At 69.4% G+C, this 12,783-nt stretch carries 14 protein-coding genes; 4 read left to right on the forward strand and 10 right to left on the reverse strand.

From position 1 onward, the window contains the following. The first annotated feature begins 69 nt into the window (after positions 1–69). Positions 70–498: an organic hydroperoxide resistance protein gene (locus tag ACSDR0_RS30905; RefSeq protein ID WP_435292428.1), complete on the forward strand. Its 429-nt coding sequence runs from the start codon at positions 70–72 to the stop codon at positions 496–498. A gap of 400 nt (positions 499–898) precedes the next feature. Continuing rightward, the gene (locus tag ACSDR0_RS30910; RefSeq protein WP_435292429.1) at positions 899–1,900 is read left to right on the forward strand and encodes an alpha/beta fold hydrolase; all 1,002 of its coding nucleotides are present in this window, start codon (positions 899–901) and stop codon (positions 1,898–1,900) included. Between the two features lie 193 nt (positions 1,901–2,093). On the opposite strand, the gene ACSDR0_RS30915 is transcribed toward ACSDR0_RS30910, so the two are convergent. Then, positions 2,094–3,635 carry a GMC family oxidoreductase gene (locus tag ACSDR0_RS30915; RefSeq protein WP_435292430.1) on the reverse strand — a complete coding sequence of 514 codons (1,542 nt, stop codon included), beginning with the start codon at positions 3,633–3,635 and terminating at the stop codon, positions 2,094–2,096. 34 nt (positions 3,636–3,669) lie between these two features. Here ACSDR0_RS30915 and ACSDR0_RS30920 point away from each other — a divergent pair, with 34 nt between their 5' ends. Beyond that, positions 3,670–4,227, forward strand: a complete 558-nt coding sequence (locus ACSDR0_RS30920; RefSeq protein ID WP_435292431.1) for a CGNR zinc finger domain-containing protein — start codon at positions 3,670–3,672, stop codon at positions 4,225–4,227. Positions 4,228–4,296: 69 nt separating this feature from the next. Here ACSDR0_RS30920 and ACSDR0_RS30925 read toward each other — a convergent pair whose 3' ends face one another. The 3 genes from ACSDR0_RS30925 to ACSDR0_RS30935 are packed head-to-tail and all read right to left on the reverse strand — an operon-like array spanning position 4,297 to position 6,286. Then, complete coding sequence (locus ACSDR0_RS30925; protein WP_435292432.1) at positions 4,297–4,449, reverse strand: hypothetical protein; 153 nt, start codon at positions 4,447–4,449, stop codon at positions 4,297–4,299. Positions 4,450–4,484: 35 nt separating this feature from the next. Then, entirely contained in the window at positions 4,485–5,642 is a 1,158-nt protein-coding gene (locus ACSDR0_RS30930) for an acyltransferase family protein (RefSeq protein WP_435292433.1), read from the reverse strand. Next, positions 5,639–6,286 (reverse strand): TetR/AcrR family transcriptional regulator, encoded by a 648-nt coding sequence (locus ACSDR0_RS30935; RefSeq protein WP_435292434.1) that lies wholly within the window; start codon positions 6,284–6,286, stop codon positions 5,639–5,641. Before ACSDR0_RS30935 ends, ACSDR0_RS30930 begins: the two co-directional genes overlap by 4 nt. 472 nt (positions 6,287–6,758) lie before the next feature. Between ACSDR0_RS30935 and ACSDR0_RS30940 the strand changes: the two genes are divergently transcribed. After that, positions 6,759–7,826 (forward strand): serine hydrolase domain-containing protein, encoded by a 1,068-nt coding sequence (locus ACSDR0_RS30940; RefSeq protein WP_435292435.1) that lies wholly within the window; start codon positions 6,759–6,761, stop codon positions 7,824–7,826. Positions 7,827–8,097: 271 nt separating this feature from the next. On the opposite strand, the gene ACSDR0_RS30945 is transcribed toward ACSDR0_RS30940, so the two are convergent. The 6 genes from ACSDR0_RS30945 to ACSDR0_RS30970 form a co-directional block, all read right to left on the reverse strand. After that, positions 8,098–8,625, reverse strand: a complete 528-nt coding sequence (locus ACSDR0_RS30945) for a hypothetical protein (RefSeq protein ID WP_435292436.1) — start codon at positions 8,623–8,625, stop codon at positions 8,098–8,100. A gap of 222 nt (positions 8,626–8,847) precedes the next feature. Next, a complete protein-coding gene (locus ACSDR0_RS30950) occupies positions 8,848–9,897 on the reverse strand; it encodes an HTTM domain-containing protein (RefSeq protein ID WP_435292437.1) in 1,050 nt (349 codons plus the stop codon). Continuing rightward, positions 9,894–10,496 (reverse strand): DUF5819 family protein, encoded by a 603-nt coding sequence (locus ACSDR0_RS30955; RefSeq protein ID WP_435292438.1) that lies wholly within the window; start codon positions 10,494–10,496, stop codon positions 9,894–9,896. Before ACSDR0_RS30955 ends, ACSDR0_RS30950 begins: the two co-directional genes overlap by 4 nt. 526 nt (positions 10,497–11,022) lie before the next feature. Then, entirely contained in the window at positions 11,023–11,664 is a 642-nt protein-coding gene (locus ACSDR0_RS30960) for a replication initiator (protein WP_435292439.1), read from the reverse strand. Positions 11,665–11,882: 218 nt separating this feature from the next. After that, positions 11,883–12,455, reverse strand: a complete 573-nt coding sequence (locus ACSDR0_RS30965) for a DUF6461 domain-containing protein (RefSeq protein ID WP_435292440.1) — start codon at positions 12,453–12,455, stop codon at positions 11,883–11,885. Positions 12,456–12,459: 4 nt separating this feature from the next. Continuing rightward, positions 12,460–12,783: transposase family protein (locus ACSDR0_RS30970; protein WP_435292441.1), on the reverse strand; the 324-nt coding region annotated here is incomplete at its 5' end.

Below are 12,783 nucleotides of genomic sequence, written 5' to 3' on the forward strand. Positions count from 1 at the left end.
GCCAGACGGGTGACGTTCGTGAGCCTGCCCGTTCGGACAGAAGAGATCGACGCAGGAAGGGGAAACGCCATGGCTGCCATCTACACCGGGGTCGTCACCGTGACGGGGGAGGGCCGCAACGGAGGTCATGTCGCGGCCGATGACGGGCTCCTCGACATCAGCCTCGCCATTCCCAAGGAGATGGGCGGGGCCGGGGGAGCCACCAACCCCGAGCAGCTGTTCGCCGCCGGTTGGGCCGCCTGTTTCCTCGGCGCGGTCAGGAGGGCGGCGGCACAGCGCAAGGTGACGTTGACGAGCACGAGCATCACGGCCGAGGTGACCCTGAACCGCGGCGAGGACGGCGAGTTCGGCCTCGGTGCCGTCCTCAACCTCGAAGTGGGCGGCGTGGACGGGCGGACCGCCGACGAGCTCGGCGCGGCCGCCCACCAGATCTGCCCCTACTCCAAGGCCATCCAGGGCAACGTCCCGGTCACCATCCGGGTGACCGCCGTCGCCTGACGTCCCGCCGCGTCGGCGGCGTCGGGCGCCGGGCGCTCGGCAGCGAAGGAGTATCGTGTCGCACATCCTGAATCTTGCGAGGGCCCTGTCGGTGGTCCTGCTCGCGCTGGCCGTCGCCATCGCCTGCTTCGCCCAGGTGTTCTGAGCCCGGCAGCGCGAACGGGGGGCGCGAGGGCCGCCGAGCCGGATCGGCCGCGGCCTTCGCGTTCCGCCTCATGGCGTGCGGCGTCCTGCCGCGCCGGAAGGCGTGCCCGGCGCCGTCACGAGTCCGTGGGTTCCGCCGCGCCGGAAGGCGTGCCCGGCGCCGTCACGAGTCCGTGGGTTCCGCCGCGCGGAAACGCGCCCCCCGCTTCCCGTGCTCGAAGAGCGGTTTCTTTTTTCGATATCGAAGGTGAATGTCATGGACAGGCGTACCTTTTCCAAATTGCTGGTCGCGGGGACGGCCGCGGCGGCGCTGCCCGGCCTGCCCGCGGCATCCGCCTCGGCGGGCGCGCTGGAGCACGTCGGGACGGACGCGCTGAAGCACGTCAAGGCGGGCGTGCTGGACGTCGGGTACGCCGAGTCGGGCCCGCCCGGTGGTCCCGTGGTCATCCTGCTCCACGGTTTCCCGTACGACATCCACAGCTATACCGACGTGGCGCCCCGGCTGGCGGCGCAGGGATACCGGGTGATCGTCCCCTACCTGCGCGGACACGGAACGACGCGTTTCCTGTCGAGCAAGACGTTCCGCAACGCCCAGCAGGCGGCGATCGCCCTCGACATCGTCGCGCTGATGGACGCGCTCAAGATCCAGAAGGCGGTCCTCGGGGGCTTCGACTGGGGGTCGCGGACGGCCGACATCATCGCCGCGCTCTGGCCCGAGCGCTGCAAGGCCCTCGTCTCGGTGTCCGGCTACCTGATCACCAACCGCGAGGCGAACCGGAATCCGCTGCCGCCGCAGGCCGAGTACGCCTGGTGGTATCAGTACTATTTCGCCACGGAAAGAGGGCGGCTCGGGCTCGAGAAGTACCGAGAGGAGTTCGTCAGGCTCCTCTGGAAGAGCGTCTCGCCGACGTGGAAGTTCGATGAGGCCACACTCGAGCGCACCACGGCGTCGTTCGCCAATCCCGACTGGGTGCCCATCGTGATCCACAACTACCGCTGGCGACTGAGCCTGGCCAAGGGCGAGCCCCGCTACGACTCCGTCGAGAAGCGGCTCGCCGCGGTTCCGAAGATCTCCGTGCCCACGATCACCCTCGACGCCGAGCTCGACCCGTTCACTCCCCCCGGGAACGGTTCGTCCTACCGCGAGCGCTTCACCGGTGCGTACGAGCACAGGACCCTGCGGGGGGTCGGCCACAACGTCCCGCAGGAGGCCCCGGAGGCGTTCGCCAAGGCCGTCGTCGACGTGGACGGCTTCTGAGCCGAAAGCCGCCTCCCCCGGCAGCGGGGGAGGCGGCTTTCGCGCGCCGCCCGGCGACCTGCCCGATCCGGCGGGCGACCACGTCGGAAGAAGACCGCGCCCCGGGGAAGGGCGCAGGCCGCCGAACGCGGGCACGACGCCCGCCGCGTCAGGCCGGGCGTCCCGCGAGGATCGTCGGAGGCCGCCCGCCGCGTCAGGCCGGCGCGATGAGTTCCGCGGCCCGCTCCGCGATGCCGTACACGGTCGCGTTGATGTTCCCCGACACGATCGACGGCATCACCGACGCGTCGGCCACGCGCAGGCCCTCGATGCCGTGCACCCGCAGTTCCTCGTCCACCACCGCGCCCTCGTCCCGGCCGATCGCACAGGTGCCGGCCGGATGGAGGTACGAGGCCAGGCCCGCACGCAGGTACGCCCGCAGGGCCCTGGTGTCCCGCACGTCCACGCCGGGCAGCACCTCACCGCCGCGCCAGCCGTCCAGAGCCCGCGCCCGGCCGATCTCCCTGGCGGCCTCCAGGCCCGCGACCATTGTGGTCAGGTCGCGCGCGTCGGAGTAGTAGCCGGGGTCGATGACGGGCGGGGACGCCGGGGAGGCGGACGCCAGGCGTACGGTGCCGCGGCTGCGCGGGCGCATCAGGGACACGCGGATGGTGTAGCCCCGCGGCGGGCCGCCGAGCGCGGGGGAGTGGCTCGGGACGTCCACGAAGATGATCTGCAGGTCGGGGCCGGTCCGCGCGTCCGGGCCGCGCAACAGGCCGAGCGCCTCCCCGTGGTTGTTCCTGGACGTGGGGATGGGGCGGGCGGGCGCGTACACCAGACCCGCCATGACGTGGTCCTGCAGGTTCGACCCGACCCCCGGCAGGTCGTGCGCGACCTCGACGCCCGCCTCCCGAAGGTGCCGGTGCGGCCCGACGCCGGACAGCATCAGCAGGTGCGGTGTCCCGATGGCGCCGGCCGCGAGCACCACCTCCCTGGTGGCCCGTACGGTGACCTGCTCGCCGCCGACGGTGCAGACCACGCCCACGCACCGGCCGCGTTCGATCAGGACGCGGCGGACCGGGGTGTCCGTCATGACGCGCAGGTTGCCGCGTCCGGAGGCCGGAGCCAGGTACGCGTCGGCGGCGCTCTGCCGCCTGCCGTCGACGATGTTCAGGTCCGGCCATCCGAAGCCCTCCTCCACGCCCGAGGAGATGTCGGCGGCCCTGCGGTGCCCGGCCTCCACGGCCGCCTCCACGCAGGCTTCGAGCACGGGGTTCGGCTCTGCGGCGGGGGCGACCCTCAGCGGGCCGCGCCGGCCTCGCCACCTGGCGTCGCGTCCCGGCGCCCGTTCGCTCCGCTTGAGGTAGGGGAGGAGGTCGTCGAAGCTCCACCCCTTCGCAGCCCAGGCGTCATAGCTGGAGCGGTGCCCTCGGGTGAACACCATGGCGTTGATGGCCGACGAGCCCCCGAGCCCGCGGCCCCTGGCCAGCGGGATCGACGTCCCGGTCGACGCCTGGCCGGTGGTGCGCTCCCCCCAGTCGCGCGACGTCCCGAGCAGGCGCGGCCACGCGGGCGGGTCGGAGACGAACTCGGACGGGCCGGTGCCGCCTGCCTCCAGCAGCACCACGCGCGCGTCGGCGTCCTCGGACAGCCGGGCCGCCAGCACGCTGCCCGCGGTGCCCGCCCCCACCACCACGTAGTCGCACTCCACCGGGTCTCCCCCTGATTCGTCACCGGTTTGAATGGTGACGAACATTGCATGACCGAAAGTCACCTGTCAAACTGGTGATGTGAATCATGTGTTCCTGTGCGGCAATCCCGCGCTCGACTTCGCCTGCACGGTCCGCGCGCGCCGCACGGCGTACGTGGAGATGCTCAACGCTCCGGACCGGCTCGACGCCTGGTTCGTGGAGTCCGGCGTCGTCGACGTCGTCTCCTCCTGCGGGGAAGCGGATCTGGTCCAGGCGGTGGCGCTACGGGAGGCCATCTACGGGCTGGTCACCTCCCGGCTGGCCGGTGACGGATACGACGACCAGGCGCTCGCCCTGGTGAACGAGACGGCGTGCGAACCCCCGGCGACGCCCCAGCTCACGGCCACGGGGCGGTGGGTCGAGGCGACCCCGGCGCAGGTGCTGTCCACCCTGGCCCGGCATGCCATCGAGCTGCTCAGCGGGCCGGAGATGCCGCTGATGAAGGAGTGCGCCAACCCCGAGTGCACCAAGCTCTTCATCGATCGGTCGCGCGGCGGGCGCCGGGAGTGGTGCGGCATGGAGTCCTGCGGCAACAAGATCAAGGCGGCGGCTTACCGGGCGCGCAAGAAGGAGGCGCAGACGGCCGGCGCGCGCTGACCGCAACCGATGCCCTGGGCGGCGCCCCGCGACCGCCGTGCCGGACGGCGTCGAGCCGGACGACGAAGATCAGGCCGTGGCGGAAGGCGGTCCTGGCCGGCTCTCATGGTCGGCCAGGAGCTCGTCGATCACGCGGCGGGTGACGGCGGCCCGCTTCTCGGCCGTGTCGATCTCCCCGGTCAGGACGATCAGCGCCTTCCACAGCGTCCGCCGCGACCGCAATGGAGGCGGCCTGTGGCCGCCGGGCACCGGACGGTCTAGAGCACCTTCCGGGCGCCCGGCAGGGCGCGTACCAGGTACGCCGTCGCCCAGCACAGCGGTAGCGCGAGGACGGCCAGCAGTGCGAACTTCGCGACCGCGGGTGCCTGCACGTCGCGGAGGGCATAGCCCAGGGCGACCAGCACGACCGGGTGGATGACGTAGACGGTGTAGGCGTGCGCCGACAGGAACCGGCGGCGGCGTCCCTGGTGGCCGAGGCGCTCCCGGAACAGCACCAGGAGGCCGAGGATGATGCCGACGGCGAGCGCCGACTCGCAGGTCGCCGCCATCAGGGACGGCAGGGTTCCGTGGCCCAGCATCGCCTCTCCGGTGGAGACCAGGACGAGGAGAAGCGCGACCGCGGCGACGGCCGCGGTGGCGAACCCGACCCGGCCGGCCGTTTTGGAGAGGCCCTCCAGCCAGCCGCGCCGGGCCGCGATCAGCCCGACGGTGAACAGCGCCGCGTACTGCGGCAGGTAGGCGGGTGTGGGCAACCCCAGGACCGAAACCCCCATCGGCACCACGATGCGCCACAGGTAGGTCACCAGGGCCAGCCCGATGGTGAACCCGGCGATCGCGACGGCGCCGGGCGCCCGGCCCGTGGCCTGAGTCGATTCAGACGCGCGCCGGTCCTTGACGGCCAGGTGCCGCCAGAGGACGTAGAGCGCGCTGAACACCAGCAGCACCTCGACGAACCACATCGGCCCGGGTGTGAACGAGCGCAGATAGAACTGCCAGTAGGGCAGCTCGGCCCCCTGCTGGGCGGCGGCGTCTCTCGCGGCGGTGTATCTGCCGGCGGTCGCCAGGGGACGGAGTACCAGCAGCCACAGCAGCAGCGGGACTCCCAGGCGCAGCAGCCGCTCTCTCAGGAATTGCCCGGTTCCCTTGCGGTCGTAGGAGCCCGGCACGAAGAGTCCTGAGATGAGGAAGAAGGCGCCCATGAAGAACGCCTGGTTGAGCACGAGCATGATGTCCAGGAGCGTTCCCGAGGGGTCGGTCGGCGGTTCCGTGTAGTACCAGCGCGGGATGTTGCTGTAGGCGATCGCGGAGTGGTGGATCACCACGAGTGCCATCAGGGCGGTGCGCAGGTTGTCGACATGGAGGAGCCGCGAAGAGGTGATGGGCGGCGCGGTCGGCTGGTTGACGGGCTGGGTCATGAGTTCGCCGTTTCTCCAGGGGGTTCGGCCCGAGCGGCGTGCTCGAACAGGTCCGCCAGTTCGTCCGCGTGCGCTTCCAGGTCGTGGTCGGGGTAGGTCACCCAGTAGGCGAACATGTCGTCGATCGCCGCCTGCACGGTGATGGACATCACGCGGGGGTCGAAGGAGCGGAACTCGCCGTTCTGCTGGCCGCGGCGGAACAGCGCCTCCCGCCCTTCGTAGATCGGCTCGTTGAAGGCGACGCCGTAGCGCGGCCTGCCGTCGGGGGCGCGGAGATTGTTGAAGATCTCTCCGAGAGCGAGCAACTGGGCGCGGTGGCCCCGCATGTACTCGGCGACCGCGCGGATGTTCGTCCGCAGCGCGCCGGCCGCCGTGGTCTCCTTCTCCGTCCGCGGTACGACGAACTCGGTGATCTCGAGGTAGACCTGCTCGACGATCTGCTCCATCAGCTCGGCCTTGCCGGCGAAGTGGTACGAGATCACGCCCTTGCTGATGCCGGCGCGCTCGGCGATGCGCGCCAGCGAGGTGTTGGCGTAGCCCAGCTCCGTGAAGGTCTCGATGGCGCTTTCGATGATCTGCGTGCGGCGGGCCCTCTCGATGAACGAGGGCTGCTTCTGGCCGACCGGCTTGTTTTCTGGCCGCATGGACAAAATATAATCCAACCGGTCAGAAGGCCGCAAGCCGGTGCGCGGTCACGCTCTCGCCCGCTTCGGGTATCCGGATGCGGTGCGTCCTCGCCGGCGCGTCGCCGGAGCACGCCGCCGAGCCCGGCCTCTCGCTGAGCCCGGCAACGGACCGCACAGTTCAAAGGACTGCCGCTCAGCTCGGTCCAGGTATGGTGACCTGGGACAATGCCCCAAACCAGGGTTTGGAATCGGTCAAATCGGCGGGTACTGTTTGTCGATCGGTTTCGGCCAGGTCCTCCACCCCCTTTGTTCCGCTCTCGGTCCTCAGACCGCGTCGCGGGGCCGTGGGCGCAGGGCGGCCGGTGGCGGCTCGCGAGGGCGGTCGTCAGGTCCATCCCTCTGATCTGGAGCCGATCTTGTTTCGAACGAGACGAAAAATCTTCCAAGACTGTAGGAACAGGTGTACAAACGAATCGGCATTGTGGTCTGTGTGACCTTGTCCATGCTGGCCATCTGGGCGAGTGCCGCCGCGGCCGACCCGCCTGCCAATCCCCGGACGCACTACGCCGTGACACTGGACGCCGTCGTCGCCGAGAGTTCGACCGCCGCGGTCGCCGAGGTCCGCAACGGTGACAAGGTGTGGCAAGGCAGCAGCGGCACGGCGACGGTGGGCGGCGGCCCGCGTCCGCCGGTCGACGGGAGCTTCCGCGCCGGGAGCATCACCAAGTCCTTCACCGCGTCCGTCGTGCTCCAACTCGTGGGAGAGGGGAAGCTGGACCTGTCCGACAGCATCGGACACCGGCTGCCAGGGCTCCTCGGCGACGGCGACACGATCACCATCAGACAGTTGCTCCAGCACACCAGCGGCCTGCCCGAGTACACCACGGACATGGTCGACGACGCCGGTATACCTCTCGAGCGCTATCGCACCTGGTCCCCCAGGGAACTGGTGGAGAAGGTCGCGCGGCTTCCTCTGGAGTTTCGGCCGGGCAGCAGGTACAAGTACTCCAATACCAACTACATCGTCCTCGGCATGCTCATCGAGAAGGTGACCGGCAGGTCGTACGCGACGGAGGTCGAGGAGCGGATCGTGCGGCCGCTGGGCCTGGTCCACACCTGGCTCCCGGGAGCCTCGTCCGACGTGACAGGCGCGTACGCCCACGGTTACGCGGCCGTCAGGAAGAGCGGCGGACTCACCCACGTCGACGTCACCAGGTTCAACCCGACGATCGCCGGCGCCGCCGGTGAGATCATCTCCACTGCCGGCGACCTCAACCGGTTCTACCGCGCCCTGCTCGGCGGCAAGGTGCTTCGTCCCGCCCAGTTGGAGGAGATGAAGGTCCCCGGCCCTTCGGGCAACTACGGGCTGGGCCTGGAGGTGACTCACCTGCCCTGCGGCGGCGTCGCGTACGGGCACACCGGCGAGACCCCCGGTTACGTCACCGCGTCGTACATCTCGGCGGACGGCACCCGGCAGGTCACCCTGTCGACCACACCGTTCTCCGGTGATTCGGACTCCGCGGTGAGGACCCTGCTGAGATCCGCGCTCTGCGCCTAGGGTCGCCGTGAGCGGCCGGCACCGCCTCCAGGCGCCGCACCGGCCAGGTGGGGGGCCGCTTCCCGCGTCGAGGGAAGCGGCCCCCTCTTTGACTGCCCGGCCTGTCCGGGCCACGTCCAACGTCCCGTAATGCTTGATCCGCTGGAGTGGGTGGCCCTGCCTTCTCGGGTGGCGAGCCGCCCGACCTCCTTGCCGGGGAGGCGGGCCGACGCTATCGCCGCCCGAGTTCGGTCAGCTCGCCGAGGTTCGGCGACAGGCCGTCAGCACGCCGTCAGTGCCGGCCGACGCCGTTGCCCCGGTACTGACCGCCGTGCCAGCGGCCGCCGTCCCAGCGGTCGCCCTTCCAGCGGCCGCCGTCCCAGCGGTCGCCCTTCCAGCGGCCGCCGTCCCAGCGGTCGCCCTTCCAGCGGCCGCCCTTCCAGCGGTCGCCCTTCCAGCGGCCGCCGTCCCAGCGGCCGCCGTCCCAGCGGTCGCCCTTCCAGCGGCCGCCCTTCCAGCGGTCGCCCCTCCAGCGGTCGCCCCTCCAGCGGTCGCCGTCCCTGTGGCCGCCTCTCCAGCGGTCGCCGTCCCGCCGGCCCCGGCGCTCGGGGTCCCCGGTGTTTTGCATGCTGTACCCGGTCCCGCAGCACGTGCGGGGGTCTGCCCAGGTCCTGGTCGCGGATGTGCCCTCCTGGTTGCCGGCGGTCGCGGCCGCCTTCGCGGAGCTGTGAGCCGACGTGGCCATGGAAGTGCCGGCCGGCCACAGCACGAGCGTGCTGAGGGACACCGCCCCGAGCACCTGGAGTCGCTTGCTCTGCATGCTGTCTCCTCCCGATGAGGACTCGAAGCCCTCGAACGAGGACCCAGAGTCCGAAACCGGTGAGACGGACATATTCCCGACATATCGCCCAGCTATTCGCCTCACCTTCAGTGCGGCAGTTTGCTGAGCCGGGTGTTTGCGCAACCAGGCGGTCTCGGCGGCGTAACCACCACGCGGTGTTGACCAGGCTGGGATCGGCACGGCGACCCGAGCCGTCCGCCATTACCTCGACATGCGGAGAACTGGAGCTAACACGGTTCGTACGCGTTGTGCCAGCACGGTTCGCACGAGTTGTGCGGCCCGCTCGATGGAGGAGCCCCGGATGAAAAGTAGATCGGTCGAGATCATGATCAGCGAAAAGGAGAGCAACCCCATCAGCAGGCCGATCCCGACATGCATGCCCATCACCGCGACGAGTCCCACCCGCCTCGCGATGCTGTTCAACATCAGCAACGGGAACGTCAACTGGACGAAGACCGCGGCGTAGGAACCCAGCGTGACCAGGAGGGCATTGTCGTAGATCAGCCGGCTCAGTCCCGGAAACGGCTGCGCCTCCTCGATGCGGAGCGCGTAGTACAGCGCCGACCCCTCCTGCCAGGCGCCTCCCTGCACCTTGAGCAGGCCGGTGTTCATGTACAGGAGGCAGACCTGGATCAGTGTCGCGAGAAGCGCGGTGTTGTGCAGGACGGTGGCCACCCGCCAGCGCAGGCAGCCCGTCGTGGGATCGGGGAACGCCGGCCCCCGCTCCGCGGACAACCTTGCCGCCCGCTTCGCGTCGAGCGACCAGCGGGCCGAGAGATCGGCGAACGACAGGTAGATCAGCGCCAGCTGCATGACGTCGTCGCCGCCGTCGAGCACCCATGGCTGGCGGTGACGCCAGGACCACACCATGATCGCCAGTAGCGGGGTCACCCAGCGTGTCCGCCAGCCCACCAGGAAGAGCACGGTCAGGACGATGAACGCGTGATAGAGAATCTCGAACTGGATCCCGGAGTCCGAGAGGGCGAACAGCGAGAACGTCCCGTCCTTCGCCAGGCTCTCTCTGAGCGGGCCGCTGGACAGGGGCGACTCCGGGCCCCACAGCAGGCGGCGGTCCCCGTAGTTGAGCAGGAGAAGGCCCAGCAGGATGAGTCCATAGCCGATACGCAGCAGGGCCAGGCCGTACACCCCATAGCGAGTGGTGCTGACCCGCTCCACCACGTCCAGGACACGCTCGCGTACGCGGCCGAGTATCCGCTGGAAGGCGGGGAGCGGCTCGTGCTCGGTCTTCACTCGTGCGCCTTTCTCCAGAGTTCGACCGCCTCCGCCGTCACGGGCGTCGCTTTCCACCACTCGAATTCGCTGTGGCTCGGTGCGTCGCCGGCGCTGTTCCGGTCCGCGAAGCGCGGATGGAAGTCAGTGGTGATCCGCACCTGGACCGCCGTCACCCCGGCGCCCCACCGCGCCCGCGCCGCCAGCGTCGCGATCGCCGCCATCTGGCGCACCGCCTGGGCTTGGAGGGTCGGGTCGGGGAGCTCCCGCGCCGCGGCGGCCTGCGCCTCGGCTTCGGCCTCCCCGCTCACGCCGGACGGTTGCACGCGGGCGTCCGCCATCATCTGACGACCGCCGCCCACCAGACGGGCCATCCGTCGCGGGAACGCGGCGCCACGGACCATGTCCAGTTGGGGCGCGGTGATGTCCAACCAGCCGGTCTGCCTCTCGCCGCCCCCGGAATCCCGGACCTTCGCCCGGACCAGGACGTGGGAGTCGTAGTCGACCGGGTCGGGCGCGAACAGTTCCCAGTTCTGCCGGAAATAGGGATTGATGTAGCCGTCGACGATCGGAGCGCTTATCGCGTAGATCGAATTCCGGGGGGCGACGAAGAGGAACACCGCCACAAAGTGAAAGACCAGAAAAAGCGCGCACCCCAGGCACGTCAGGAGGACGACCCGCCGCCTCCAGCCGGACAACGAGGCATGCGGGCCCCCGGGAGCGAACGCCCCCGTGACATGAGGCCGTTCAAACATGGCCAACGTTCATGAAGTCACCATCTTCCTCCAGACCGTTGAACGGGCGAAGCCCCGCCACCCGGCCCGCGTACCGTCCCCGCTCGGGCACCACGATGTCGTTACCCGGACCGATCCCAAGGAGAGAGCGCATTTCCACCAAAGCATCACGAAGGTTCCTCGATACACGCAGCGGGTGGGCAGGCATCCCGCGACCGTGCTCGCCACTGCGTCAAGGACCTCGTCGCGCACGACGGTCGCGCCCATTCATCGCGCACGAAGTCCCGCACAAGGCTCCTCAGAGGGGTTCCTGCCGGTTACGCTCCCGCTCGATGTGACGCGGTTGTGATCCGTTCCCTGGCGATTTCCGCCCAGTGTGTTCGCCGCGACGACGGCCGACTCCGCCGAACCGTCACTCGGCGATGGTGACCACCTGGCGCTCGCCCGGATCGGGCAGGCCGAGTGCCTGACGGGCCTGTTCTGCCTGGTAGGTGAGCCGCGCGTTCCGCAGTGCTTCGAGGGGGGTGCAGTAGTGGCGGCTCTTGGCGGAGAAGTGGCCGCCGTAGCCCAGGGCATGAGCCCACCTCCGCAGGAGGACGTCCCGGTACTCGGGAGGGTCGCCGAGGTTGAAGCAGGCGTAGATCATGCGCCGTGCGTGTTCGGTCACGTCCAGGTGTGCGATTTCCCATACCTGCCGGATAGGCCGGTCCGCCGTCCGGGCTGACTCCGCGCCCCTGGTCGCGTACTTGGCGATGTAGGCCGCGACCTGCTTGTCCGAGACGCCGTCGAGTTCGGTGGAGACGTGGACCGGTTCCACGTCGAGCTGCGCGCCCCGGCGCGGAACCAGCGGCCGGGGTTCAGCCGTGTCCTCATCGACGAGGGCGGCAGATGGGACGGGGACCGCGACCTGTCCGGCCACCTGCCTGATCGCCTGGTCGAGCATCGGAACCGTGCCCCAGTCCAAGGGAGGCGAGTCTGGTCCGTTCGGGCCGTCGAGGCGGATCACGGCATGGAAGTGGACCAGGCCGCGCCCTGACCGGACAAATCGATGCAAGGCTCGCCGTCTTTACCGAGGATCGATTTGGCTAGATGGTCGCAGACGTGTCTTTGCGCACCTACTGCCAGAAGCACGGCATTGAAGCTTTTTCACCCTGATGGCCTGGTACAGCAGGTCCGCGCAGAACGGTGCCCACGGTGAATCTCGCAGGAGCTTGCAGCGGAGTGATCCACCGGCTGCGGCCGGCCTGCGGGGTCACAGACAATGGATCCTGCTCACCTCGGTTCGGGGATGACTCCGCACAGGTAGGTGGACCCCTCAAGCAGCTCCGGTGTCAGCGTGATCCCGGTGAGACGCTCGGCCAGGAGGAACGCCGGCCCTTCGCTGGGGTAGAGGTGTCTGTAGTCGGAGTCGATCCGCCGCATGCTCTCCACGACCTCCTCCGGCACCTCTTCCGAATAACCGTCATCAGCGATGAAGCAGAACCGGATCTCTCCGTCTTCGACCCAGTAGAAGCACTCGACGCCTTCGACGTCGCGGAAGTGGGAGACGAGGCGGGTTCCCGCCGACAACGGCGTGACGATTCCTTCATCGGCTCCGAGCCCGACATTGGGCTCGACGACGAACACCCAGTCGCCGATGGTCGTGGCGCCGAGGAACGCGATGTCGTAGCTGTGCCTGTAACGAGTCTCGATCAGCTCCTCAAGCGTCATGGGCGTGAAACCCTCCGGCCGGCCACCGAGCCGGGCCACCAGTTGCTCGGGTGTCAGGCCGCGGACGTAGGTGAAGCAGTAGGCCTCGGCCAGCTGGGGGAAGCGCTCGTAGGAGAACCAGGGGGGCGCGATCACCCCGTCATGCTCGCAGCACCGACCGACACGATCGGCCCTTGTACGGCACCGGCACCCGTGGACCCGCACCGACGTAGACCTTGTCGGCCAGGGCGATGAGCTCGCAGGCGTGCAGCCGGCGGATGAGGCTCCAGATCCGGGCCGCCTTGAGATCATGGACTGAGCCGGGCAGAGAACCAGAACTCCAGAGCGGAGTGCCGTCCGGGGCGGCGAGGACCTGAATGTTCATGCCGTGCATCTCGTGTTTGCCGCAACGCCGGTAAGTTACGGTTCGGTTGTGTTGGGTGGCCGGATGGTGATCGTATAAACGGTCCTGCTCAGCGGCGTT

It is taken from the genome of Streptosporangium sp. G11, from assembly GCF_051192615.1.
GTDB lineage: Bacteria > Actinomycetota > Actinomycetes > Streptosporangiales > Streptosporangiaceae > Streptosporangium.